This window comes from Buttiauxella noackiae, assembly GCF_000737905.1.
Classification (GTDB): domain Bacteria; phylum Pseudomonadota; class Gammaproteobacteria; order Enterobacterales; family Enterobacteriaceae; genus Buttiauxella; species Buttiauxella noackiae.
The window spans coordinates 1066796-1089201 of the sequence record NZ_JPRU01000001.1 but is presented as its reverse complement, the minus strand read 5'-3'; the positions used below and the strand labels follow the sequence as shown (position 1 = coordinate 1089201).

At 52.0% G+C, this 22406-nt stretch carries 22 protein-coding genes; 11 read left to right on the top strand and 11 right to left on the bottom strand.

Annotation, left to right across the window (positions count from 1 at the left end; genetic code table 11):
* Positions 1 to 307 precede the first annotated feature (307 nt).
* Together msrB and IX31_RS04950 are read left to right on the top strand one after the other, a co-directional pair.
* Positions 308 to 721, top strand: coding sequence for a peptide-methionine (R)-S-oxide reductase MsrB (msrB, locus tag IX31_RS04955; RefSeq protein ID WP_034456064.1), 414 nt, complete (start codon positions 308 to 310; stop codon positions 719 to 721).
* A gap of 42 nt (positions 722 to 763) precedes the next feature.
* A complete protein-coding gene (locus IX31_RS04950) occupies positions 764 to 1039 on the top strand; it encodes a YeaC family protein (protein WP_122974001.1) in 276 nt (91 codons plus the stop codon).
* A gap of 49 nt (positions 1040 to 1088) precedes the next feature.
* Here IX31_RS04950 and chiD read toward each other — a convergent pair whose 3' ends face one another.
* The 4 genes from chiD to sppA all read right to left on the bottom strand — a co-directional run bounded on the left by chiD (position 1089) and on the right by sppA (position 6162).
* Entirely contained in the window at positions 1089 to 2360 is a 1272-nt protein-coding gene (gene chiD, locus IX31_RS04945; protein WP_034456062.1) for a chitinase ChiD, read from the bottom strand.
* Positions 2361 to 2561: 201 nt separating this feature from the next.
* Positions 2562 to 3191 carry a bifunctional nicotinamidase/pyrazinamidase gene (gene pncA, locus IX31_RS04940; RefSeq protein WP_034456061.1) on the bottom strand — a complete coding sequence of 210 codons (630 nt, stop codon included), beginning with the start codon at positions 3189 to 3191 and terminating at the stop codon, positions 2562 to 2564.
* Between the two features lie 9 nt (positions 3192 to 3200).
* On the bottom strand, positions 3201 to 4217 hold the full coding sequence (ansA, locus tag IX31_RS04935; RefSeq protein ID WP_034456060.1) for an asparaginase: 1017 nt from the start codon (positions 4215 to 4217) through the stop codon (positions 3201 to 3203).
* Positions 4218 to 4311: 94 nt separating this feature from the next.
* The gene (sppA, locus tag IX31_RS04930) at positions 4312 to 6162 is read right to left on the bottom strand and encodes a signal peptide peptidase SppA (protein WP_034456059.1); all 1851 of its coding nucleotides are present in this window, start codon (positions 6160 to 6162) and stop codon (positions 4312 to 4314) included.
* A 159-nt stretch (positions 6163 to 6321) separates the two neighbouring features.
* Here sppA and IX31_RS04925 point away from each other — a divergent pair, with 159 nt between their 5' ends.
* The 4 genes from IX31_RS04925 to IX31_RS22210 all read left to right on the top strand — a co-directional run bounded on the left by IX31_RS04925 (position 6322) and on the right by IX31_RS22210 (position 10236).
* Positions 6322 to 6873, top strand: coding sequence for an NAD(P)H nitroreductase (locus tag IX31_RS04925; protein ID WP_034456058.1), 552 nt, complete (start codon positions 6322 to 6324; stop codon positions 6871 to 6873).
* A gap of 118 nt (positions 6874 to 6991) precedes the next feature.
* The gene (gene selD, locus IX31_RS04920; RefSeq protein ID WP_034456057.1) at positions 6992 to 8035 is read left to right on the top strand and encodes a selenide, water dikinase SelD; all 1044 of its coding nucleotides are present in this window, start codon (positions 6992 to 6994) and stop codon (positions 8033 to 8035) included.
* A gap of 4 nt (positions 8036 to 8039) precedes the next feature.
* Positions 8040 to 10028: a DNA topoisomerase III gene (locus tag IX31_RS04915; RefSeq protein ID WP_034456056.1), complete on the top strand. Its 1989-nt coding sequence runs from the start codon at positions 8040 to 8042 to the stop codon at positions 10026 to 10028.
* Positions 9994 to 10236 carry a DUF1496 domain-containing protein gene (locus IX31_RS22210; protein WP_422110226.1) on the top strand — a complete coding sequence of 81 codons (243 nt, stop codon included), beginning with the start codon at positions 9994 to 9996 and terminating at the stop codon, positions 10234 to 10236. The genes IX31_RS04915 and IX31_RS22210 overlap by 35 nt, the downstream gene beginning before the upstream one ends.
* Here IX31_RS22210 and IX31_RS04910 read toward each other — a convergent pair.
* On the bottom strand, positions 10202 to 10609 hold the full coding sequence (locus tag IX31_RS04910; RefSeq protein WP_034456053.1) for a pyrimidine (deoxy)nucleoside triphosphate diphosphatase: 408 nt from the start codon (positions 10607 to 10609) through the stop codon (positions 10202 to 10204). The two genes, IX31_RS22210 and IX31_RS04910, sit on opposite strands and share 35 nt — an antisense overlap.
* 79 nt (positions 10610 to 10688) lie before the next feature.
* On the opposite strand from IX31_RS04910, the gene IX31_RS04905 reads away from it, so the two are divergent.
* The gene (locus IX31_RS04905) at positions 10689 to 11261 is read left to right on the top strand and encodes a carboxymuconolactone decarboxylase family protein (protein WP_422110225.1); all 573 of its coding nucleotides are present in this window, start codon (positions 10689 to 10691) and stop codon (positions 11259 to 11261) included.
* Positions 11254 to 11874, top strand: coding sequence for a CDP-alcohol phosphatidyltransferase family protein (locus tag IX31_RS04900; protein ID WP_034456051.1), 621 nt, complete (start codon positions 11254 to 11256; stop codon positions 11872 to 11874). Before IX31_RS04905 ends, IX31_RS04900 begins: the two co-directional genes overlap by 8 nt.
* Positions 11875 to 11950: 76 nt before the next feature.
* On the opposite strand, the gene IX31_RS04895 is transcribed toward IX31_RS04900, so the two are convergent.
* From IX31_RS04895 to xthA, 6 genes are all read right to left on the bottom strand, one after another.
* The gene (locus IX31_RS04895) at positions 11951 to 13246 is read right to left on the bottom strand and encodes a rhodanese-like domain-containing protein (RefSeq protein ID WP_034456049.1); all 1296 of its coding nucleotides are present in this window, start codon (positions 13244 to 13246) and stop codon (positions 11951 to 11953) included.
* 94 nt (positions 13247 to 13340) lie between these two features.
* Positions 13341 to 13979, bottom strand: coding sequence for an ATP-binding cassette domain-containing protein (locus IX31_RS04890; RefSeq protein WP_034456048.1), 639 nt, complete (start codon positions 13977 to 13979; stop codon positions 13341 to 13343).
* On the bottom strand, positions 13979 to 15583 hold the full coding sequence (locus tag IX31_RS04885) for an ABC transporter permease subunit (RefSeq protein WP_241767162.1): 1605 nt from the start codon (positions 15581 to 15583) through the stop codon (positions 13979 to 13981). Before IX31_RS04885 ends, IX31_RS04890 begins: the two co-directional genes overlap by 1 nt.
* On the bottom strand, positions 15556 to 16731 hold the full coding sequence (locus IX31_RS04880; protein ID WP_034456046.1) for an ABC transporter substrate-binding protein: 1176 nt from the start codon (positions 16729 to 16731) through the stop codon (positions 15556 to 15558). Before IX31_RS04880 ends, IX31_RS04885 begins: the two co-directional genes overlap by 28 nt.
* A gap of 10 nt (positions 16732 to 16741) precedes the next feature.
* A complete protein-coding gene (locus IX31_RS04875) occupies positions 16742 to 17401 on the bottom strand; it encodes a TVP38/TMEM64 family protein (RefSeq protein WP_034456045.1) in 660 nt (219 codons plus the stop codon).
* Between the two features lie 44 nt (positions 17402 to 17445).
* Positions 17446 to 18252, bottom strand: coding sequence for an exodeoxyribonuclease III (xthA, locus tag IX31_RS04870; protein ID WP_034456044.1), 807 nt, complete (start codon positions 18250 to 18252; stop codon positions 17446 to 17448).
* Positions 18253 to 18685: 433 nt separating this feature from the next.
* On the opposite strand from xthA, the gene astC reads away from it, so the two are divergent.
* The 3 genes from astC to astD are packed head-to-tail and all read left to right on the top strand — an operon-like array spanning position 18686 to position 22406.
* Positions 18686 to 19906 carry a succinylornithine/acetylornithine transaminase gene (astC, locus tag IX31_RS04865; protein WP_034456043.1) on the top strand — a complete coding sequence of 407 codons (1221 nt, stop codon included), beginning with the start codon at positions 18686 to 18688 and terminating at the stop codon, positions 19904 to 19906.
* Positions 19903 to 20937 carry an arginine N-succinyltransferase gene (astA, locus tag IX31_RS04860; protein WP_034456042.1) on the top strand — a complete coding sequence of 345 codons (1035 nt, stop codon included), beginning with the start codon at positions 19903 to 19905 and terminating at the stop codon, positions 20935 to 20937. The genes astC and astA overlap by 4 nt, the downstream gene beginning before the upstream one ends.
* Positions 20934 to 22406 (top strand): succinylglutamate-semialdehyde dehydrogenase, encoded by a 1473-nt coding sequence (astD, locus tag IX31_RS04855; RefSeq protein ID WP_034456041.1) that lies wholly within the window; start codon positions 20934 to 20936, stop codon positions 22404 to 22406. The genes astA and astD overlap by 4 nt, the downstream gene beginning before the upstream one ends.

The window sequence follows — 22406 nt, the reverse complement described above, 5'->3', positions numbered from 1 at the left end:
TGTAAAATTACAAAAACCTTACTCAGCGTCAAGCGGAATCGTGTCAATCATTGCGACAAATCAATCCTATGGACATCATTTGAACGACTGAACCGCCTCGCGCTTCCCTTTTGGCTCTTTAGCCATATGGGGACGATGCGAGGAATTTTAAAGGACCATTCCAACAAGAATGTGACGGCGATCACAATTGACGCTGCGCCTGAAATTCAGGGCTAAGTTTAGAACAAAAAACAGCACGGCGTTGTTAATTTTTTGTTAGAATCATGCTGTTATCAGTTACAGTACCCACTGCCCGAGATGTACGCATATGGCTAACCAATTACCTCCTGATTTATCGAAAAAAAACCTTTCTGAAATGCAGTTTTATGTCACCCAGAAGCATGGCACTGAGCCACCGTTTTCCGGGCGTCTACTGCATAACAAACGGGAAGGGGTGTATCATTGCCTGGTCTGCGACGCACCGTTGTTTATGTCAGAGTCTAAGTATGACTCAGGCTGCGGCTGGCCTAGCTTCTATGAACCCGTAAGCGACAGCGCTATCCATTACATCAAGGACTTCTCACACGGTATGGAGCGCATTGAAATCCGTTGCGGCAATTGTGAAGCCCACTTAGGCCATGTTTTCCCGGATGGCCCGCAGCCAACAGGTGAGCGTTACTGCGTGAATTCAGCCTCGTTAAACTTCACCGATGATAAAAACGGCGAGCAAATCGAAGGTTGAAAAATCGATTCAGCAAATTATTCCACAGGAACTTGCCTCATGATGAATCTGGACGAGATGTTAGAAGCAATGACACCGGAAGTTTATCAACGCCTGGTGACTGCCGTTGAGCTGGGGAAATGGCCAGACGGTGTGGCACTGACGCCCGATCAAAAAGAGAACAGTTTGCAATTAGTGATGATGTGGCAGACGCGTCATAACACCGATCCGCAGCATATGACCATCGGCACTGACGGCAACATCGTGATGAAGAGTAAGCAGCAACTTAAAGCTGAATTCGGCATTGAGCCTGCGCCAATTATGACCGTGAAGCTGTAAACTCAAAAAAACTGGGTGGCACAATTGCCGCCCAGTTTGATTTTGAAAATTAATGCTCCGTTTTAATGCCCAAATCTTTGGCTAGCTCTTTCGCCAGTTGGTTATTATCATCCGCGCCATACTCCCAGAACATTGCGCCACCCAGGCCTTTCGCTTTGATGTACTCCGCTTTAATTGCTACAGAACGCGGGTTTTCATAAGAAATGGCGAACAGCGGCTTACCTTCGGCTGACTTGATGGTCAGATAAGGCACATGCGCGTCATCATCCCAGTTTTCGGTAAAGCGTTTCTGCGGGTCGTTAAGCATCTTGCTGACAATATCGTTGTATTTCATATAACTGTCTTTGGTTAGATCAACACCTAAAGACATAAACAACGCTTTTTCTGTATCACCAAAGTACGGTTGTGTGACCGGATTTTTAGCAGCGTCTGGTTTATCCCAGTCAATGCCCGGTTCGGTTGCGCGTTTAGGTATACGGCCGTAGAAGCCGATACCGAGGTTCATCTGTGCCGGCTTAAGCCCCGCTTTGATATAATTATCGACCACGAAATTAACGTTGTAGTTATCAGCCGCAGCCACGGTTGGCCAGGTCTTCGAATCATACAGATTAGCGTTAAAGTACTGAGTGCCATACGCCATGTCGTAGGTCATCAGGTTGATGTAATCCAGCGCTGGTGCAATGGCCTTCACATCGACCCATTCCGTTGGGCTTTTCACGTTAGCGCCCACAGCGATGGTCAGTAATTTTTCTTTACCCAAAGCGGTGCGCAGTTCGTTTAGCAAGGCAGTGAAATTAGCGCGGTCTTCAGGAAGACTTGCCACTAACCCCCATGCGCCATTCACCGGGTATTCCCAATCCAAATCGATACCATCGAGTCCGTAGCGGGCAATCACGTCCTGCACCGAACGAATAAACACCGCGCGGTTTTCAGGTGTTGCCGCAGCTCCTGAAAAGCCACGAGCACCCCAACCACCTACAGACAGCAAAACTTTCAGTGAGGGATTCTGTTTACGCAACTCCGGGATCTTCTCAAGGTCGGACATCACTTTTGGTGATAACCAAATCTGGTGCAATTTTGAGGCATCTTTCAGCGCCGGATTGGTTTCGTCTTTCTCGTCGTTGTAAATCAGACCAAATGAGTAATTGAGGTGGGTTATCTGGCGCACATCGAGTTTGTTGATATCGCCACCAGGCCCGGCGGTAACATCACCGCCTCCATTAAAGTAACCGACGGAGAGATAAGAGCTTGCCTGAGCCACACCGGCACAGGCGATTTGTATTACTGCCAGCAACGGCAGCAGTTTACGCGTGAAGACCATAGGGTAGTTCCTCTTTGACGAGTCATAACAATAAAAACCAGCCGTAACCCGGGGGACGGAAGGTAAAAAAATACAGCTAACATGCTGCATTAATAAGCAAAGTCATTATGAGAGCGCTCTCAAAAATCAGCTATCAAAAAAAGCCAGGAATGAGAGCGGAATCGAGAAAGGGGAAGGGCGCGATCGCGCCCTGGGGGATAATTAATAAGTAAAATCAGCAAACGTCATTAAAGTGGCACCTGCCGCAGACATGGTCTGGAATGCCTTCAGACTGTCCTGAGGATGAAGGTTCACGCCCCGGCAACCATCGGTAATCACTATCACGTCATAACCCAATGTCAGTGCGTCGAGTACTGTGAACTTCACGCAATAATCGGTTGCTAAACCCATAACAACGACCTGTTTGATCTCATTGCGAAATAGCCAGCTGTCGAGCTCCGTTTTCTGGCGATGCCCATTATCAAAAAAGCCACTGTAGCTATCAATTTGAGTATTTTCGCCTTTGCGAAAAATAGCGTCGATCTCCTGAGTTTTCAGCAAAGGGTGGAGTTCTGCACCTTCGCTGTGTTGTACGCAGTGATCAGGCCACCAGGTTTGTCTCAATCCGTCGAGTTTACCCTGGGTATAAGGCTCGGTTTTTTGCACGCTGGCAAAGCTTCCGTGATTAGCTGGATGCCAGTCTTGTGTGGCTACAACGGCATCCCCACGCGTCTTGCAAAAACTCATCAGTGCATTCGCCACATCAACAATGCTATCCCCGTCAGGGACAGCGAGAGCGCCACCGGCACAAAAATCATTCTGTATATCAACCATCAACAAAGCACGTTTCATGGTGTCTCCTTACTCGTCTGGGGTGAGTTCACCACGCAAGTTGCGCGTCATGGCCTCGCGAATGGCCTGCACATCCAGATTCTGGCTGAGCAAATAGTGAAGCTTAGTCAATGTCGCTTCTACAGTCATATCATAGCCGCTAACTACGCCTGCCTGAGCCAGGGCATTACCCGTTGCGTAGCCGCCCATATTGACTTTACCAGACATACATTGCGTCAGGTTCACAACGATAATGCCGCGTGAACAGGCTTCCTGTAACTCTCTGAGGAATGCGCCGTGCTGCGGGGCGTTCCCCACACCGTAAGAACGCAGGATTAATGCCTTAACCGGTTGACGTAAAAAGTTGCCGACAACGTCTGCTGAAATTCCCGGGTAAATCGTCACCACGCCAATCGGCTGTGGCGTAATCGGGTGAACAATCAACTCACCTTCGCTGTGTGGTGCGGCGGGCGTATTCAGGCGGCGAATGTGGATACCCGCTTCAAGCAGCGGTGCAAGATTTGGCGAGGCAAAGGCATCAAAACCGTCGGCATGTGCCTTAGTGGTGCGGTTACCGCGATACAAACGGTTATTGAAGAATAGAGTGACTTCGTTAATCGGGAAATTGGCTGCGATGTACAAAGAGTTAAGCAGGTTAATCTGCCCATCAGAACGCAGTTCAGCCAGCGGAATCTGCGAACCAGTAACAATGACCGGTTTGCTAAGGTTTTCCAGCATGAAAGAGAGCGCCGAGGCGGTAAACGCCATGGTGTCGGTGCCATGCAGAATCACAAAGCCGTCGTATTTGTCGTAATTGGCTTTAATGTCATCAGCAATATGCTGCCAGTCCTCTGGCGTCATATCAGAGGAGTCCATCAGCGGCTGATATTCGTGAATTGTGAAATCAGGCATTTCCTGGCGATGGAATTCTGGCATCAAAGCCAACTGGCGTTGTAAGTGGCCGGAAACAGGAATGTAACCGTGTTCTGAGCGCTGCATACCGATAGTACCGCCGGTATAGGCAACGTAGATGGATTTCTTTTGCATGAGTGAACTCAGGGCTGGCTTTTACGTTATGGGGCGCAGTATAAGGCGGTGAGGCAAAAAAATCAGCCCGGTAAATACCGGGCTGGATTATAGATTATCGCACATCACCACAGGTGAGGCAGAAGGCATATCGGTTTTGCGGGTCATTCATTGTGCCAAACTTGTCGTTTTGCGCTTTTACCGCCAAAGCCATATCTGCCAGCGGTGCTGGCAAATATGCCTGTAATGCTTGTGGCAACATGGCGCGTACCGAGCCGCTCACGCTGTTAAAGACCATATCAAGCACGCTTGGCTCATCCTGCCAGAAAACCAGGTGCCAGCTTTTAAGTTTCGCAAGCTCAGCGGCTTTCGCAACGGCATCATCGAAATCACCCAGACTGTCTACCAGGCCGTTTGCTTTTGCATCCTGACCTGTCCAGACATGGCCCTGAGCGATAGCATCGATTTGCTCCGGGGTTTTCTTACGGGAATCCGCAACCAGGTTCACAAAGCGCTTATAGCCGTTCTCGATGGTCAACTGCATCATCTGCTGAACTTCCGGTGGCAGTGATTTTGTCACCGCAACATCGGCTAATGGTGAGGTCGCCACTCCATCAGTATGAACGCCAATCGAATCGAGGCTGTTTTCAACGGTGTTTATGACGCCAAAGATGCCAATTGAGCCGGTCAATGTATTCGGGCTTGCCACGATGTAATTAGCTGGAGTTGAAATCCAGTAACCGCCTGATGCCGCCATACCGCCCATTGAAACTACAATCGGTTTACCCGCAGTGCGTGCCGCTTCCAGCTCATCACGAATGACTTCGGATGCCGTCACGCTGCCACCGGGGCTGTTTACGCGCAGAACAATCGCTTTCACTTTCGGGTCAAGGCGCGCCTCGCGAATTTGCATTGCCGTGGTGTCACCACCCACCTGGCCTGGCGTTTCCTCTCCATCCATGATCGCGCCATTGGCGATAATCACCGCGATAGAGTCACCTTTATCAGACGGTTTTTTTACCACGTAGTCGTACATGCTGGTGTAGCTGAAATCTTTGTTCTCTTTATTCCAGCCAAACTGCTTAACCATCGCTTTATCAACCGCGGCGCTGCTGGCAAGTTCATCAACCAATTTGTTATCCAGGGCATATTTCGCGGTGTCGCCCCCCAGTTTTTGCAGGTTATCAAGCAAACCCTGCGCACCCGGGAACACTTGCTGCGCCGTAATCTGGCGGTTAGCTGCAATGGTGGTGAGGTAGTTTTGCCACAGCTCGCCAATCCAGCGGCTATCTGCTTCACGCGCAGCCGGAGACATATCATCACGAATAAACGGCTCAACGGCAGATTTATAAGTCCCGACGCGGAAGATATGCGTGGAAACTTTCAGCTTATCGAGCAGCGTTTTGTAATAGAGCGAGTTGGTAGCAAAGCCGTGAAGATCCACCACGCCTTGCGGTGAGAGCCAAATTTTATTGGCAAAACTTGCCAGGTAATATTGCCCCTGGTTGTAGCTGTCGCCCACGGCATAAACCGGTTTCCCGCTGTCGCGGAATTCACGCAGTGCTTTGCCGATATATTGCATAGAAGGCTGGTCGCCACCGGCAAACTCTTTTAAATCGAGCACAATGCCGGTGATATTGCGGTCATCTTTTGCCTGTCGAATGGTATCGACCACATCAAACAATGAGTTTTCCTGCAGGCGATCTGAGCTTGCGCCAAGCAACTGGCGGCCAATCACGCCCAATTTATTGCTGACCGAAGGCTTATCGACCACCACGCCGGTGATATCAAGCAACAACGCACCGCGTGCAGGCTCTGCTGGCGCGCTGTTAATCTGCATCCAGATCCCTACGCCAACCAGCACCAACAACACTAAAAATAGGTTAAGAATAAATTCTCGAATAAAGTTAAGCAGACGCCAGGTCCACTTAAAAAAACCGGCAACAAATCGCCCGATGGTGCGCATGTATTCTCCGTAATATCTGGCAAGCTGCGTATAACAGCTTTAGTGAACGCTATCCTAAATACCCCCAGGGCAAAAGTCAGTAGGAAATCAGCCCTGTGCTGTAACAAAATCTACGGCTGTGTTAATTTCGGCGCTAAATTTCATTGCAGGAGTTATCAAATGGATGCACTTGAACTACTTCTTAACCGTCGCAGCGCTTCCCGCCTGGCGGAGCCTGCACCAGCAGGTGAATCACTGGAAAATATTATTCGTGCCGGTATGCGCGCGCCTGATCATGGAACCTTGCAACCATGGCGCTTCATTGTCATTGAAGGCGAAGGCCGCGAGCGTTTCAGTAAGGTCATGGAAGAAGCTGCAATTGCTGAAGAGCAAGACGAAAAGGGCATAGAAAAAGCGCGTACCGCTCCGTTCCGTGCTCCTATGATTATAGCGGTCGTTGCACATTGTGATGACAATCATAAAGTTCCGGTCTGGGAACAGGTTGTTTCTGCAGGTTGTGCGGTAATGGCAATGCAAATGGCAGCGGTTGCTCAGGGCTACAACGGCATCTGGCGCACCGGCATCTGGACGGAAAGTGAAGCCGTTCGCAAAGCACTTCATTGCCGTGAGCAAGATGAAGTCGTTGGTTTCTTATATCTGGGAACGCCACAACTCAAAGCCTCCACTACGGTCAACATCCCGGACATCACTCCGTTTGTGCGCAATTTCTAAGCAAACAGGCAAAAGCTGTCTGGATTGTGACCAGGAATGGCGCAATTCAGACATGCAGTCTTACCACTATCCTGCTGAACGGTTACCATAGAGTGATTGCCAATGACAGGAGTAGTCCATGAGTGAGCAAACCGTTCGTTTGACGCAGTACAGCCACGGAGCTGGTTGCGGCTGCAAAATTTCCCCGAAAGTCCTGCAAACTATTCTGCACTCTGAGCAGGCTAAATTTGTCGATCCTAACTTGCTGGTAGGAAATGAAACCAGTGATGACGCGGCAGTTTATGATTTGGGCAACGGCACTTGTGTCATCAGCACCACCGACTTCTTTATGCCGATTGTCGACGATCCGTTCGACTTTGGGCGTATTGCTGCCACCAACGCGATTAGCGACATTTACGCGATGGGCGGCAAACCGATTATGGCTATCGCTATTCTCGGCTGGCCGATTAACACCCTTGCACCAGAAATCGCCCGCAAAGTAATTGAAGGCGGGCGTTTTGTTTGCCAGCAGGCGGGCATTTCCCTGGCAGGCGGTCACTCCATCGATGCGCCAGAGCCTATCTTTGGCCTTGCTGTTACCGGGATCGTACCAACCGATCGCGTTAAGAAAAACAGCTCAGCTACCGCAGGTTGCAAACTGTTCCTCACCAAGCCGCTTGGTATTGGTGTGCTGACCACAGCTGAGAAGAAATCCCTGCTAAAACCTGAGCACTACGGTCTTGCGGCGCAAGTGATGTGCCAGCTGAATAAACCGGGTGCGGAATTTGCCGACATCGAAGGTGTCACCGCCATGACGGATGTCACTGGTTTTGGTCTGCTCGGTCACCTCAGCGAAATGTGCCAGGGTGCGGGCGTTCAGGCCGAAGTGTGGTTTGATAAAGTGCCGAAATTACCTGAAGTTGAAAACTATATCGCCCAGGGCTGTGTTCCTGGTGGTACTTCGCGCAATTTCGCAAGCTACGGTTATCTGATGGGCGAAATGACCCAGGCGCAGCGTGATCTATTATGCGACCCACAAACTTCCGGCGGCTTGCTGTTAGCTGTTAAAGCCGACGCGGAAGCGGCGGTTGCCGCCGTTGCCGAAAAAAATGGCATCAAACTGACGGCTATTGGTGAGCTAAAAGAAGCTCGCGCCGGTCGCCCGATGATTGAGATTCGTTAATCGGATGCGTCTGTTCATTGCCGAAAAACCCAGCCTTGCTCGTGCTATTGCTGATGTGCTTCCTAAACCCCATCGCCGGGGTGACGGGTTCATTGAGTGTGGAAACGGGCAGGTTGTGACCTGGTGTATCGGTCACTTGCTGGAACAGGCTCAGCCAGATGCATACGATGCGCGCTACGCGCGTTGGAACCTTGCCGATTTGCCGATTGTGCCGGAAAAATGGCAGTTGCAGCCGCGCCCGTCAGTCACCAAACAGCTTAATGCCATCAAAAAACTACTCGTCCAGGCTGATGAAGTGGTTCATGCGGGTGACCCGGATCGTGAAGGGCAGTTGCTGGTGGATGAAGTTCTCGACTACCTGGAGCTCGCTCCGGCAAAGCGCCAGCAGGTTCAACGCTGCCTGATAAACGACCTCAACCCGCAAGCCGTTGAACGTGCCATCACTCGTCTGCGTTCCAACAGCGAGTTTATACCGTTGTGTGTTTCGGCACTTGCGCGAGCCCGTGCCGACTGGCTTTACGGTATCAACATGACTCGCGCTTACACTATTCTTGGCCGTAACGCCGGTTATCAGGGCGTGCTTTCGGTTGGACGTGTGCAAACGCCAGTGCTTGGGTTGGTGGTGCGCCGCGATGAAGAGATTGAGAATTTCATCGCCAAAGATTTCTTTGAAGTCAAAGCGCATATCGTCACACCTGCGGATGAACGCTTTGTGGCAACCTGGATCCCTAGCGAGTCTTGCGAGCCGTATCAGGATGAAGAAGGGCGTTTGCTACATCGCCCGCTGGCTGAACATGTGGTTAACCGTATCGGCGGGCAGCCGGCAGTCGTCACGGCGTATAATGATAAACGGGAATCAGAAATTGCCCCGTTGCCGTTCTCACTCTCCAGTCTGCAAATCGAGGCAGCAAAACGTTTTGGGCTAAGTGCGCAGAACGTGCTGGATATCTGCCAGAAGCTGTATGAAACGCACAAACTCATCACCTATCCGCGTTCGGATTGTCGTTACCTGCCGGAAGAACATTTTGCGGGTCGCCATGCGGTGCTGAATGCGATTAGCGTTCATCAGCCGGATTTGCTGCCGCAACCTGCGGTGAATACCGATCTGCGCAACCGTTGCTGGGATGATAAAAAAGTCGACGCCCACCACGCGATTATCCCCACGGCGCGTAGCTCAAAGATCTCGCTTTCTGAAAATGAAGCTAAAGTTTACAACCTCGTCGCCCGACAATACTTAATGCAGTTCTGTCCCGATGCGGTGTTCCGTAAATGCACCATCGATCTCGATATTGCTGGCGGTAAATTTAACGCTAAAGCCCGTTTTCTGGCCGAAGCTGGCTGGCGCACGCTGCTTGGCAGCAAAGAGCGCGACGAAGAGAACGACGGCACACCGTTGCCGGTGGTCGCCAAAGGCGATGAGCTATTGTGCGAAAAAGGTGAGGTGGTTGAGCGTCAAACTCAGCCGCCGCGTCATTTCACCGATGCCACTTTGCTCTCTGCAATGACCGGCATCGCGCGTTTTGTGCAGGATAAAGATCTGAAGAAGATCCTGCGCGCAACGGACGGACTGGGCACTGAAGCGACGCGTGCCGGGATCATCGAGCTGCTGTTTAAGCGAACGTTCCTGGTAAAAAAAGGGCGCTATATACATTCATCGGATGCCGGACGAGCGTTGATCCATTCGTTGCCAGAGCTTGCGGCAAGACCGGATATGACGGCTCAGTGGGAGTCAACGCTGACGCAAATCAGCGAAAAGCAATGTCGATATCAGGACTTCATGCAGCCGTTGGTTCAAACGCTCTATGACCTGATTCACCAGGCTCGGACCAAGCCGGTTCATCATGCTTTCAAAGGCGTTAAAGCGCCTGACGAGCAGAAAAAACCGCGTAAGCAATGGACGAAAAAAGAGGGAAGTGATGATGCAACTAAGAAGCGTGCTCGCCGCCGCCGTAGCGCTGATGGTGACTCTGCCAGTGATGGCGCAGCGTCTTGATCCACAGGTAGATATCTCGGTGCCGCCAGAAGTGTTCAGCAGTCAGGGACAGCGCGCTGCACCCTGTAACCAGTGCTGCATTTACCAGGATCAAAACTACTCGGAAGGTGCGGTGGTGAAAGCCGATGGTGGTGTATTGCTACAATGCCAGCGTGATGAAAAAACGCTGAGCACTAACCCTTTAGTCTGGCGTCGCGTAAGGACATAAACGCTTCAAGTAACGGAATATCTGCCGGGGCGAGATCGTATCCAAATGCCTCGGCAGGTAAACACCAGGCCAGCTCGCTGTGGCAAAGCGCTTTCATTTCTCCGCTAAATTCCGCCACATGCCAGGCATGAAGATGAATAATCCGCCCCGAAACTTCACGTTTATGGCTGGCAATGTAATCGCCCACTAACGCTTCGATCATTAACTCTTCTTTCAGTTCCCGTGCCAGGGCTTGCGGCTGCGATTCACCGTTATCAACCTTACCACCAGGAAACTCCCACAAACCCGCCTGATCACCGCTTTCCGGGCGACGAGCAAGCAAAATTTTACCGTGCTGCTCGATAATCGCGGCAACAACATCAATGGTTTTCATGATACCAATCCGTTCTTTGTCTATGGGCGTGGCATAATACGCGCCACCAAAGATTATCTGAAGATCTTCCCGAATTATGATTAAAAACAGCTCTCCATGGGTGACACCGCTTAAAAAATTGCCTGCCAGTTTGCGGCCTATAATCTCAATGCAGGAAAAGCACTTCGGTTCGGTGCTCAATCCCACCCGCTGGTGGGGGCGTTTCCCTTATTTATTCTGGCTGGTCGCGTTGTTTGTCGGTTTTCTGGAAAGACGCCGTGCTGGTATCGACCCGGTGGTGCGCTCGCTGGTGATGACACGTGTTTCCCAGCAATGCTGTTGTGAGTTTTGTATTGATGCCAATAGCTTACGGCTGGCTGAGCGTAGCGGTTCGATGGATAAAGTGCTGGCGGTGGCTAACTGGCGTGAAGAAACATTGTTTTCAGCCAAAGAGCAGGCCGCCTTGGCCTATGCTGACGCAATGACCGCAACCCCTCCGCAAATCAGTGATGCGCTAAAAGCCGAACTGAAAACGCATTACGATGACAAAACCATTACTGAATTAACTGCGCTCATTGCTTTTCAAAACCTGTCTGCACGCTTTAATGCCGCACTGGATATTCCGGCGCAAGGGCTGTGCGTAAGCGCTACCGGGAAGCAGCCCCATGTTTGATAGCTACCTTCATCCGCGTATAAAACCGACGCTTGAGCGGGTGGCAAACGCGCTGGATAAACCAGGCATTTCACCAGATGGATTAACGCTGCTCGGTTTTGCCATCGGCGTGCTCGCCTTGCCATTTCTGGCGCTGCAATGGTATGGCGCAGCGCTCGTTGCCATCGTCCTGAATCGCCTGTTCGATGGATTAGATGGCGCACTGGCAAGGCGGAGGGGTCTGACGGACGCGGGCGGTTTTCTGGATATCGCGCTCGATTTCTTGTTTTACGCGCTGGTGCCGTTTGGTTTTATTCTTGCAGATCCCGCGCACAATGCACTTGCAGGTGCGTGGTTGTTGTTTGCCTTTATCGGCACCGGCAGCAGTTTCCTGGCTTTTGCTGCCGTCGCGCAAAAACACCAGCTTGATAACCCCGGCTATGCACATAAATCGTTTTACTATCTCGGTGGGTTGACCGAAGGCACGGAGACTATCGCATTATTTGTGTTGAGCTGCCTGTTTCCACAGTGGTTTGTCTGGTTTGCGTGGGTGTTTGGTGCGCTATGCATGATGACAACATTTACGCGGGTGTGGAGTGGGTATGAGACGTTAAGGCGGTTGGATAAGCGCTAGCGTTATCCACCTTTTCTGCATACTGTCAGTTGTAGGGTGGATAAGCGACAGCGCCATCCACCGTTAATTGCAATGATTAATCCGGTTTACGTTCACCCGTCACAACCGGGTTCTTCGGATTACTGCTCCACTCATACCAACCACCGTCGTATACACCCACATTCTGCCAACCCATCGCGCGTGCATACATGAAGGTTTCAGAGGCGCGCCAGCCGGTGCCGCAATAAAACGCGACGTGCTGATCCGGCGTGATGTTCCAGCTTTTCCACATTGCTGCGATGTCGTCAGCTGAACGCATGGTGCCGTCTGGGTTATGGAAATCTTCCATATGGGTGGAGTCTGAACCTGCATGGCCCCAGCGCGCCCCGGCAATTTCGCCTTTTGGCTTAATGTAGCTATAACCGCTGGTAGTGCCGATAAATTCAGGCCATGAACGAATACTCACCAAAGAGGCATCTTTACGCCCGAGCAGTCCGCGAGCCTGTTCTGTATCAAGCATCAGCTGTGGCTGGCCTGGGAAAGGTGCTCCAAAGTCTGCCGCAGGTTTAACGTCACTTGGTAAACCGCGTTCCACAGGCAATTTGGCATCAGACCAACTCTGCCAGCCGCCATCGAGCAAACGCACATCTTTCACACCTGCATACAACAGAATTTGCGCGACACGTGCCGCAGCGTAGACATCACGGCCGTACATCACCACCGTGGTATCATGGCGAATGCCGTGTTTGGCTAACAGCGCCTTGAGCTTGTCGTCGGACACTTTATTCCACAGCGGCTCGCTTTCGATATCGTTGGTATCGATGTAATCAGCACCTGGAATATGGTTCAGCAAATACTGCTTAGGCGCGCCCCAGGCGGCTTCGATAATTTTCACTTCGCCTGCAGGTTGCGCCGCGACAGGCTTATTCTGCATCAGGTTATGTAACCATTGCGGGTAAACGAGTTGCTCGAAGTGCGCCATTTTCTGCAGGCGCGCAGGCTGTTGCAGCGCATCTGAGAGCAGCGCGATATGGGTGTAGCCAAGGCTCGTCATGCGCTCTTTAACCGCTTTGGTTTCAGCGCTTTGACCATACAGCGCAATCAGGCTATCTGGCTCGATGCTGTGTTGTTTTGCCCACAGTTGCAGTTGTTCATCGTTCATCATGCCTAACCAACTGGCCGATAAATTCACTGCAGCAGGTTCATGCCCACCCACACCGTGAACGGTTTGCGGCCAGCCGTTATAAAAGGCACTTGGACGTGTATCAATAACCACCCCTTTTTGTGCCTGAAGATTGGAGAAAGTCATCTGAGAAGGTTGACCCGCAGCGATAGCCATATGCGCCAACCCGGATAACATCAAGGCGGCGGTTAGTTGAGAAACACGTTTCATCTTATAACCTGAAAAGAAGAGAAAAAAAGAGCCGCTATTCTTGCCGAATAACGCCAGCTATTCCTTGCGATAACGCATAATTATGTATGACAAATTAATAGCCCGAACCGCTGATCGTAATAATATGACCGCCTGCGGGAATATCTTGCGGATCGTGTGTGACCAGTACCACAGGAATGGCCTGTTGCTCAACTTGCTGCCAGACGAACTGACGGAACTGCTCGCGTAAGGTTTGATCCATTCGTGAGAAAGGCTCATCGAGCAACAGGGCTTCGGGCTTCGCCAGTAATGCCCGCAACACGCTGACGCGCGCACGTTCACCGCCGGAAAGTGTTGCAGGGTCGCGTCGGGAGAAATGGGTTAGCTGCGCGTTTGCCAACGCTTGTTCGACATAATACTGCCGTTGTTCACGCCCTTTAATTGTTGCGGGTAGGGCCATCGCCAGGTTTTGCCCAACATTCAAATGCGCAAACAACAGAGCATCCTGAAAAAGAATGCCAATATTTCGCCGCGCGGTTGGAAGCGTATCGCGGCGTTTCTGGTTAAGCCACAGCTCTCCTTTAACGCTAAATTCCGCAGGCAACGCGCCAATCATCCAGCTTAGAAATGTCGATTTCCCGGCCCCGGATGGCCCCATTAGCGTCAGCACCTCGCCGGGGGAGACCGTGAAATTCATGTTCTGAATCAACGAGCGTGCGGCATAAGAAATAGAACAATCCTGAACACGCAGCATTAGCGTAATCCTTGTCGATAATGGGTGAGCAGACGGCTGAGCTGTCGCATGGCAATAAACATGATTGCCGGAAGTAGCATTTGTAGCAACGCCTGAATCGCCTGCTGCTGCGGGTCGCCGCCGCTACTGAGTGCCACAGTTTCTGTTGTGACGGAGGTAAAGCGCCCGGCACCTGCGTACAGCGTCGGTAAATATTGCGCGACGCTCACTGAAAACCCGACAGCCAGAGATGCCAGTAGCGGGCGGATAAGCAATGGCAGCTTAACCCTGCATAAAATTTTCCACGCTGACCAGCCAAATGTTTGCGCTGTAATTGTCAGGCGCGCATCAAACTGATGCCACGCAGGGCGTGCGACCAGCAGCATATAAGGGACAACCCACAGCAAATGGCTCCAGATAACGCCCAGCCAGCTACCGTCTTGATCTATAACCAGCAAGATTTGATATTGCCCGGCAACCAGCGGTAGAGCGGGTAAGAAAAGCGGTAGCGCAAGCCAGAGATCAAAGCGTGAACTTCCTCCTTCCAGCCACAGAACAACCACCAGCAAACCTATCAGGCTGCTTGCCAGCGCCAGTAGTAATGTGGTGGTTAATGGTGATAGTTCCGCCGCTTGCCAGCCGGTAAAGGCGAATGCATCGGGCAACAATGCCGGATAAAACCAGCCATCTGCAAACGACCACAGCACCAGCATTGCTATCGCTGCAGTGCCGGTGAGAGCCATGATAAAACCAGACGCTAATGCCACAGGCTGAATGCTGAATTGATGACGCTTACCGGAAAATTGCCCCAGGGCACGGCGGACAAACAGCCATGCGGCGTAGCCAACGGTGCTAAAAATCCCCAACATCACTACGAGCAGCAGTGACGTTAACATGCCCATTGCCACACGTTGTGGATCGGCATCGGCAAGCCACTGCCAGGCCAGAACCGCGAGCGTTGGTGGGTTATTCGGGCCCAGAATGATTGCTACATCCACGACAGACAAGCTGTAGGCTACAACTGCCAACAACGCCCATTTCAGGCGCGGCAATAACTGCGCAACCAGCACTCGAATACGGCTTTGCAATGGGCCATAACCCAGGCTTTGGGCCACGGTTAGTTGTTGGGAAAGGGATTGCAGGTTGAGCTGTGTGCTGGCAACCCATAGCAGGAACCAGCACTCTTTCAGTGCCAGCAAGATACCCAGCCCAACACCATTTTCATCAACATGAAACGACACGCTGCATAGACGCGCCAGCCAGCCGTTATCGGAAAACAGGAATAAAAAGCCGCTGGCAAAAGCGACGTGGGGGAGAGCCAAAAGTAATGGCAGTTGTGAGGTCAAACGTTGCCAGTGTGCGCCTGGCCATAGGCCGCAAAGCAGCACAAGGCAAAGAGTCAATGATCCTGCAACGCTAATCACAGTCGAATTAAATGTGGCTTGCAGCGCACCAGACCACTGGTTGTCGGCCCACAACTGATGCCAGATATCGGGCATCAACATCGGTTTTGTCATCATCACTAAGCCTGGAAGCAGCGGCGCGAAAACACACCCCATTGCAAGCAAGGCTAAGGTGCGTTGCAGCACGCGGTTACTCACTTCGCTCCGTAACGCTGTAACCACTCTTTTTCCAGCGCATTAACCCAGGCAGCATGAGGTTCAGGCAGATATGGCACTGCTTGCAGATGGGCTGGTTTTTGCGCATCGAGCTGCTCATTTAATGGCGCAGGCAGCGTTGCGCTATCCAGAACGGTGGCATCACCCCAGACTGCCGGGGTGGCTTTGCGAATTTGCGCTTGTGGAGACATCAGGAAATTTGCCAGCACCTGAGCCCCCGCCTGGGAGCGGGCATTGGCTGGAATGGTGACAAAATGGACGTTGCCCAACATGCCTTGCTCAAAGCCAAATGCCTGTGCTGTTTTTGGCAGTTGCTTGCGGTCGATAAGGTTATCGACATGTGCGGGATTGAACGTTACAGAGAGCAGCAACTCGCCGTCTGCAAGCATACGGTCCATGCGAGCCGGTGTTGATGGGAACGTTTTACCTTCACGCCACAACAGAGGATGCAGTTTGTCCAGATACTCCCATAGCGGAGCGGTAACCTGGTTAAAAGTTGCCGGATCCGGTGGCAGGCGCAGCGCCTGCGAGTCGCGGGTCAGCACAATCAATAACTGCTCGATAAATGCAGTGCCGGTGAAATCCGGTGGGCGAGGGTAACTCAGTTTGCCGGGGTTCGCTTTGGCGAATGTCAGCAAATCCGCAGCACTACGCGGGAATGCCACATTAGGCTGTTTGTTGCCAATCAACATCAACTGAGCGCTACCCCAGGGTGCTTCAGCACCGTCCGTCGGCTGTGAGAAATCCTCGCGCACGGGTTTTTTCTGGTCTACGTAACGCCAGTTGGGTAATTCCCACGCCCAGCCTTCTTTCAACAATCCGGCTTGTTTTAATGTGTGGAAGTTTTCGCCATTGACCCACAGTAAATCGACCGACCCTTTTTCTTTGCGCCCGGCGGCGGCTTCACTCTGGATACGTTTTACCGCATCGGCGGCATCAGCCAGACGCACTACTTTTACTGTCACACCGTACTGCTGCTTCATCTCACCGGCCACCCAGTCGAGATAACTGTTTACCGCAGGGTCGCCACCCCAGGCGTTGAAGTAAACGGTTTGGCCGTTCGCCTGCTGGCGCAGAGCGTTCCAGTTGGTGGGTTGTGCACAGGCTGTGAAGCTGAGCGCAACAAGCGACAGCAAAAGTGTTAGAAGGCGCAAAATGGGGTCCTTATGATTTCTGGAGAATGCGGACTAACCGGCGTGACGCCAGCGGCAGCAAACCCAGCAAAATAAACATCACAATCATACCGGGTGAAAGAATATCGCTAAGGTTACGCAACTGGCTCAGTTGGCGCCCCGCGTTGAGATAAACCACGATCGCCGGCAGCATTCCGACAAGGCTAACGGCAAAATAGTGCAGCGTTTTGATTGGCGTCAGGCCCATCAATAAATTTATCAGAAAGAACGGGAAAACCGGCGTGAGGCGTAGCGCAAAAAGATAGTACAACCCTTCGCGCTCCATGCCGCGGTTAATCGCCGCCATCGGCGTAGCAAAACGAAGGTGTACCCAATCACGTAGCAAATAGCGGCTGATAAGCATCGCGAGCGTTGCGCCACAGGTTGCAGCCAGCGCCACCAGAATGGTTCCTTGAACGCCCCCAAACTGCGAACCAGCAAGCAACGTTAATAATGTTGCGCCGGGAATGGAAAGGGTAGTGACCACAACATAAATCACAAAAAAGGCCAGCGCTGTCTGCAACGGGTGCTGCTGATGCCAGGCCGAGAATTGTGCCTGATAATGTTGCAGTGCCGCCAGGCTACCCGGCGGCAGGAAGGTAATCAGCAGGATAAAAGCAACCACCAGAGCGGCAAAAAGTAACTTACGCATCGGGCAAGAAACCACAGCGCCGGGTGATGTTCATACCACGTCCCTTACAGCTTAAATTCAGCCCACACTGGTGCATGGTCAGAAGGCTTTTCCATGCTACGAATATCGTAATCAATACCGGTAGCGATGCAGCGCTCTGCCAGCGGCTGGCTTGCCAGAAGCAGGTCAATACGCAGACCTCGGTTGTCATCAAAGCCTTTTGAGCGGTAGTCAAACCATGAGAACTTGTCGTTGGTTTCCGGGTTGGCGTGGCGGAAGGTATCAACCAGGCCCCAGTTTTTCAGGCGGTCCATCCATTCACGTTCTTCTGGCAGGAAGGAACATTTGCCAGTACGCAACCAACGCTTACGGTTTTCTTCGCCAATGCCGATATCCAGGTCGGTTGGGCTGATATTGACATCACCCATAATCAGCACCGGATTCTCTTTTTTCAGTTCGCTGTCGAGGAAGTTTTGCAGGTCCTGGTAGAACTTCGCTTTGGCCGGGAATTTGGTTGGGTGGTCGCGGCTTTCGCCCTGCGGGAAGTAGCCGTTAATCACCGTCAGGTTGCCTAATGGCGAAGGAATTTCCGCCATAATAATGCGGCGTTGCGCTTCTTCATCATCACCAGGGAAGCCACGGCGAACCGAAATCGGCGTCTCTTTAGTTAATAGCGCCACACCATAATGGCCTTTCTGACCATGATAAAAGACGTTGTAGCCCAGTTTTGCGACATCTTCGAGCGGGAACATGTCGTCATGGACTTTGGTTTCCTGCAAACCGATAACATCAGGCTGATGTTGTTCAACAATGGCCTGAAGTTGATGTGGGCGGGCACGCAGGCCGTTGATATTAAAAGAGACGAATTTCATAAGTCGCTGCCGTAGTTGCTAACAATGTTGCAGGATGGTAGCAGAAAAAGCCGGGAAGTGAGACGGATGGCAAATTTTTTCCCGGGGCGAGTTTGAACTGAGCAAAATCTGCACCAAAATACGTCATGCCGCCCCGTTTTGGGGCGTAAACAACGTGCAAACCCCAGCATCGATCACAAATCCAGTATTATATTTTCCCACTGCATAATCTTTCTTGTTTTTATCTGGCGATCCAAGCGGCACCGTAAAACTATGCACTATATATTCACTTTATGTGAATAGTGGTAGTGCGTAACCTATTGATTTCACGATCTCACCTCTCTGCTATTCATTTATATCGCTGGCTGGCACGAAGCGTGCAATCTACATTTACAGCGCAAACACTCAATTATTTAACATCTAAATAACTTTTTATTTACCGGAAGAGGTCGCTATGTCGCAGTCAATTACCCGCCAGAATTTCGACGAATGGATGATGCCCGTTTATGCCCCCGCTTCTTTTATTCCGGTACGCGGTGAAGGGTCGACTTTGTGGGATCAACAAGGCAAAGATTATATCGACTTTGCGGGTGGGATTGCGGTGAACGCCCTGGGTCACGCCAACCCTGAACTGCGCAAAGCGCTTGAAGAACAAGCCGCAAAATTCTGGCATACCGGCAATGGCTACACCAACGAGCCGATTCTGCGCCTGGCAAAACAGCTGATTGATGCCACTTTTGCCGACAAAGTGTTCTTTTGCAACTCGGGGGCTGAAGCCAACGAAGCGGCGTTAAAGCTGGCACGTAAATATGCTCATGATAATTTTGGACCGCAGAAAAGCGGCATTGTAGCGTTCAAAAACGCCTTCCACGGACGCACATTATTTACCGTTTCGGCGGGTGGTCAGCCTGCTTACTCACAAGATTTTGCACCATTACCGCCGCAAATCAGCCACGCCATTTATAACGATCTGCAATCTGCCAGTGAGCTGATTAACGAAAATACCTGTGCGGTGATTGTTGAACCCATACAGGGTGAAGGCGGTGTAGTACCTGCTGATCCTACTTTCCTGCAAGGTTTGCGCGAACTGTGTGACCGCCACAACGCGGTACTGATTTTTGATGAAGTGCAAACTGGCGTTGGCCGCACGGGTGAGTTGTACGCATATATGCATTACGGCATCACGCCGGATGTACTTTCTACCGCTAAAGCACTGGGCGGTGGCTTCCCGATTGGTGCCATGCTGACCACTGAAAAGTTCTCCAGAGTGATGGTTGTGGGCACCCACGGAACCACATACGGCGGCAACCCGCTAGCCGGTGCCGTTGCTGGCCGGGTGATGGAGATCATCAACACCCCTGACGTACTTAACGGTGTTAAACAGCGCCACGCCTGGTTTGTTGAGCGTTTAAACAACATAAACCAGAAACATCAGCTGTTTAGTGAAGTGCGTGGTCTGGGACTGTTAATTGGCTGTGTGCTGCAACCAGCGTACAGCGGAAAGGCTAAACTTATCTTACAGGCCGCAGCACAGGAAGGCTTGATGATGCTTATCGCCGGGGCGAACGTTGTACGTTTTGCGCCAGCGTTAATTGTCAGCGAAGCTGAAGTGCAACAAGGGCTGGATCGTTTTGAGCGCGCCTGTGAACGCTTTATTGCGGGAGAGCAATCATGATGATTATCCGTCCGGTTGAGCGCGGTGATTTATCCGGGCTGCTGGAGATGGCGGGTAAAACAGGCGGCGGCTTGACTTCACTGCCTGCGGATGAAAAAACGCTGTCCGAACGTATCGAACGCTCAATAAATACCTGGCAGGGTGGCCTGCCAAAAGGCGACCAGGGCTATGTTTTCGTGCTGGAGGATACTGCCACCGAACATGTGGTGGGGATCTGCGCTATTGAAGTGGCGGTTGGTTTAAACGACCCCTGGTACAACTATCACGTGGGTACACATGTACACGCCTCCAAAGAGCTGAATATCTACAACGCATTGCCGACGCTGTTTCTCAGCCACGATCACACCGGAAGCAGCGAACTTTGCACGCTTTTCCTCGACGCTGACTGGCGTAAAGAGGGCAACGGTTACCTGCTTTCCAAATCACGTTTTCTGTTTATGGCAGCGTTTCGCGAGCGCTTTAATGACAAAGTGGTGGCCGAGATGCGTGGTGTGATTGACGAACATGGTCATTCACCGTTTTGGGAAAGCCTGGGCAACCGCTTCTTCTCTATGGAATTTAGCCGTGCTGATTACTTGTGCGGTACCGGGCAGAAGGCGTTTATCGCCGAATTAATGCCTAAACACCCGATTTACACCGATTTCCTGTCGCCAGAAGCTCAGGCCGTTATTGGTAAGGTGCATCCACAAACCGCGCCAGCGCGTGCGGTGCTTGAAGCCGAAGGTTTCCGTTATCGCAATTACGTGGACATTTTTGACGGTGGCCCAACGCTTGAGTGCGACATCGACCGGGTAAGGGCGATTCGCAAAAGTCGCCTTGTTGAAATTGCTGTTGGGCAACCGGCAACCGAAGAGCTACCGATGTGCCTGGTAGCCAATGAAAAATATAACGATTTTCGCGCCATGCTGATTAAGGCAAATCCAAAAGGTGACCGGCTTGTTATTGATGCCGTTACCGCAGATGCCCTGAAATGCAGTGCTGGCGATAAAGTCCGTCTGGTGCGTTTGTGCCCCGAGGAGAAAAAAGTATGACTCAGTGGATTAATGGACAGTGGCTTTCCGGGCAAGGCGAATCATTACAAAAACATAACCCAGTAAATGGTGATTTGCTGTGGGAAGGCGTTGCAGCGGATGCAAAACAAGTTGAACAAGCATGCCTGGCGGCGCGTGCCGCATTCCCGGCATGGGCAAAACGTCCGTTTGCCGAGCGCCAGGCCATCGTTGAAAAATTTGCGACCTTACTCGAGGCCAACAAAGAAGCGCTGACCGTAACTATTTCCCAGGAAACCGGCAAACCGCGCTGGGAAGCGGCGACTGAAATTACCGCGATGGTGAACAAAATCGCTATCTCGATTAAGGCTTACCACACGCGAACCGGTGAAACGCATACCGAAATGCCGGACGGTGCGGCGACACTGCGCCACCGCCCGCACGGTGTTCTGGCGGTTTTTGGCCCGTACAACTTCCCCGGCCATTTGCCAAATGGGCACATTGTGCCCGGCCTGCTGGCAGGCAATACCATCGTATTCAAACCTAGCGAACTGACGCCGCGGATTGGCGAGCAAGTGATGAAACTGTGGCAGCAGGCGGGCGTGCCGGATGGCGTGTTAAACCTGGTGCAGGGCGGGCGCGAAACCGGCCAGGCGCTGGCGCAACAATCGACGCTTGATGGCCTGTTATTCACCGGCAGCGCAAATACGGGTTATCAGTTGCACCGCCAGTTCGCCGGGCAGCCGGAAAAAATTCTGGCCCTCGAAATGGGTGGCAACAATCCGCTGATCGTTGAAGAACCTGAAGATATCGACGGTGCTGTTCATCTGGTGATTCAGTCGGCGTTTGTCACCGCCGGGCAGCGCTGCACTTGCGCCCGTCGCTTGCTGGTAAAACAGGGGCCGCAGGGTGATGCATTCTTAAACCGCCTGGTGGAAGTGGCGGGACGTATTCGCCCGGATGCATGGGATGCCACGCCGCAGCCGTTTATTGGTGGATTGATCTCTGTGCAGGCCGCAGAACGCGTGCTGACCGGCTGGCAGGAACATATCGCGCGTGGTGGCAAACCGCTGCTTGAGCCGAAACTGGTAAAAGCAGGTACATCGCTTCTGACGCCAGGGATTGTTGAATTAACCGGTGTCGCAAATGTGCCCGATGAAGAAGTGTTTGGGCCACTGCTTACGGTCTATCGTTATGCTGATTTCGATGAAGCTATAGCGATGGCGAATGACACACGTTATGGGCTGGCAAGCGGCCTGATTTCTCCGCATCGCGAGCAGTTTGACCAGTTGTTACTCGAAGCGCGTGCCGGGATTGTGAACTGGAATAAACCATTAACGGGCGCGTCGAGTGCGGCACCATTTGGTGGTGTAGGTGCCTCAGGCAACCACCGCGCCAGCGCCTGGTATGCAGCCGACTACTGCGCATGGCCGATGGCGACGCTGGAAAGCCCGTCCTTCCCGCTGCCTGCAACCCTGAGCCCAGGGCTTGATTTTAGCCGTGAGGAGTAA

Coding starts and splice junctions, on each gene's coding strand:
- msrB (WP_034456064.1), top strand. CDS start 308: ATGGCTAACCAATTACCTCCTGATTTATCGAAAAAAAACCTTTCTGAA.
- IX31_RS04950 (WP_122974001.1), top strand. CDS start 764: ATGAATCTGGACGAGATGTTAGAAGCAATGACACCGGAAGTTTATCAA.
- chiD (WP_034456062.1), bottom strand. CDS start 2,360: ATGGTCTTCACGCGTAAACTGCTGCCGTTGCTGGCAGTAATACAAATC.
- pncA (WP_034456061.1), bottom strand. CDS start 3,191: ATGAAACGTGCTTTGTTGATGGTTGATATACAGAATGATTTTTGTGCC.
- ansA (WP_034456060.1), bottom strand. CDS start 4,217: ATGCAAAAGAAATCCATCTACGTTGCCTATACCGGCGGTACTATCGGT.
- sppA (WP_034456059.1), bottom strand. CDS start 6,162: ATGCGCACCATCGGGCGATTTGTTGCCGGTTTTTTTAAGTGGACCTGG.
- IX31_RS04925 (WP_034456058.1), top strand. CDS start 6,322: ATGGATGCACTTGAACTACTTCTTAACCGTCGCAGCGCTTCCCGCCTG.
- selD (WP_034456057.1), top strand. CDS start 6,992: ATGAGTGAGCAAACCGTTCGTTTGACGCAGTACAGCCACGGAGCTGGT.
- IX31_RS04915 (WP_034456056.1), top strand. CDS start 8,040: ATGCGTCTGTTCATTGCCGAAAAACCCAGCCTTGCTCGTGCTATTGCT.
- IX31_RS22210 (WP_422110226.1), top strand. CDS start 9,994: ATGGTGACTCTGCCAGTGATGGCGCAGCGTCTTGATCCACAGGTAGAT.
- IX31_RS04910 (WP_034456053.1), bottom strand. CDS start 10,609: ATGAAAACCATTGATGTTGTTGCCGCGATTATCGAGCAGCACGGTAAA.
- IX31_RS04900 (WP_034456051.1), top strand. CDS start 11,254: ATGTTTGATAGCTACCTTCATCCGCGTATAAAACCGACGCTTGAGCGG.
- IX31_RS04895 (WP_034456049.1), bottom strand. CDS start 13,246: ATGAAACGTGTTTCTCAACTAACCGCCGCCTTGATGTTATCCGGGTTG.
- IX31_RS04890 (WP_034456048.1), bottom strand. CDS start 13,979: ATGCTGCGTGTTCAGGATTGTTCTATTTCTTATGCCGCACGCTCGTTG.
- IX31_RS04875 (WP_034456045.1), bottom strand. CDS start 17,401: ATGCGTAAGTTACTTTTTGCCGCTCTGGTGGTTGCTTTTATCCTGCTG.
- xthA (WP_034456044.1), bottom strand. CDS start 18,252: ATGAAATTCGTCTCTTTTAATATCAACGGCCTGCGTGCCCGCCCACAT.
- astC (WP_034456043.1), top strand. CDS start 18,686: ATGTCGCAGTCAATTACCCGCCAGAATTTCGACGAATGGATGATGCCC.
- astA (WP_034456042.1), top strand. CDS start 19,903: ATGATGATTATCCGTCCGGTTGAGCGCGGTGATTTATCCGGGCTGCTG.
- astD (WP_034456041.1), top strand. CDS start 20,934: ATGACTCAGTGGATTAATGGACAGTGGCTTTCCGGGCAAGGCGAATCA.